Raw genomic sequence first — 1,157 nt, forward strand, 5'->3', positions numbered from 1 at the left:
CCTTCATATAAAGTCCCTACCATAGACCTAGAAGGAATAATAAAGGCCTGTGCAATAAAAAACACTATAAACAATACGATAATGATTGTGCCTGTCCAACTCGCACAAAATTTATACATAAACTTTAGAAATTTCATTTTATTCCTTATAAGAATGTACGGATTCGGATTCTAAGTAATGTGATGATGTATGTTAGCACTTTTTCGTAATAATATCAACTTGGGTTTATACCAAATACGTTGAGAGCAAAGAAAAACGAGTGACTTTTTTAAGTCATTTTATTGCTTAAAAATTTCTAAAGTCCGACACAAATGTTTAGCACTAAACATTAAATTATAATACTCTTTGTCATTTGCTAAAACTTGCTTGACTTTATTTTTAAAATATCTCCCAACCACCCCTGTTCCTGCAAACATATCACAAAATATGCATTCATTCAATGATTTATAATCATCTTCTTGCAATACACGATATATGTGTGTGTATAAAAACTCACGAAGTTTAAATTTTGAACCGATATAATTCATAGCTTGGCAAATAAAACTACAAATGCTTGAGTTTTATATGTTCTCTCTCCTGTATTTTTATGTTTGAAAGCAAAGGTTATCTCCAAAAATCCATTCTCTTAATACCGTCTTTTATAGCTATAGGAGAAATAAGTATTTAGGAGTGTAGCCTATATGTACTTAAAAGACTGTGGAGCCCTGAAATCTTTGTTTAGATAAGGATTTAATGGCTTATCATATCTCCTAACGTTTTCAATCTCAATAGCATAGGCTATTTTTTTGTCTTCAAAATAAGCGACATAGAAATCTTCGTTAATTCCAGAATATTTATAGGTTTTATTCCAAAGAGAGTGAGGCTCATCTTTTATAATTCTTTTAATCTCAAATTCACCTATTATCTTTCCCACAGGTTTAGTTACATAAACTTGGATTGTTTTTATGTCTTTTTTAAAATTGACTTTTCGATATTCAAATTTCTTTTTTCCAGTAAATATCGCCTCAGCGAACTCTGGCTTAATTGATAATAATGCTTTCATGTGATTATTTCTCCTGACTTAATATTTCTTTCCATCATTATATTTGAATCATTTTCTAGATTCAACACGAATTTCTTAAGTACTATATCAATTAAACCAAAACTTTTTTCAACAT

2 protein-coding genes and 1 pseudogene are annotated in these 1,157 nt (G+C 29.5%); all 3 read right to left on the minus strand.

What is annotated here, in order from left to right; genetic code table 11:
- Window positions 1-137 (minus strand): annotated as a pseudogene (locus tag BKH42_RS09030) (S26 family signal peptidase); the annotation flags it as partial.
- Between the two features lie 141 nt (window positions 138-278).
- Entirely contained in the window at window positions 279-527 is a 249-nt protein-coding gene (locus tag BKH42_RS09035; protein ID WP_095296261.1) for a DNA adenine methylase, read from the minus strand.
- A 149-nt stretch (window positions 528-676) separates the two neighbouring features.
- Window positions 677-1,042: an ASCH domain-containing protein gene (locus BKH42_RS09040; protein ID WP_095296262.1), complete on the minus strand. Its 366-nt coding sequence runs from the start codon at window positions 1,040-1,042 to the stop codon at window positions 677-679.
- Window positions 1,043-1,157 lie beyond the last annotated feature (115 nt).

It is taken from the genome of Helicobacter sp. 13S00482-2, from assembly GCF_002272795.1.
Classification (GTDB): Bacteria; Campylobacterota; Campylobacteria; order Campylobacterales; family Helicobacteraceae; genus Helicobacter_J.

Bases quoted from the DNA above. Each gene is read 5' to 3' on its own strand.
- BKH42_RS09035 (WP_095296261.1), bottom strand. From the start codon at position 527: ATGAATTATATCGGTTCAAAATTTAAACTTCGTGAGTTTTTATACACA.
- BKH42_RS09040 (WP_095296262.1), bottom strand. From the start codon at position 1,042: ATGAAAGCATTATTATCAATTAAGCCAGAGTTCGCTGAGGCGATATTT.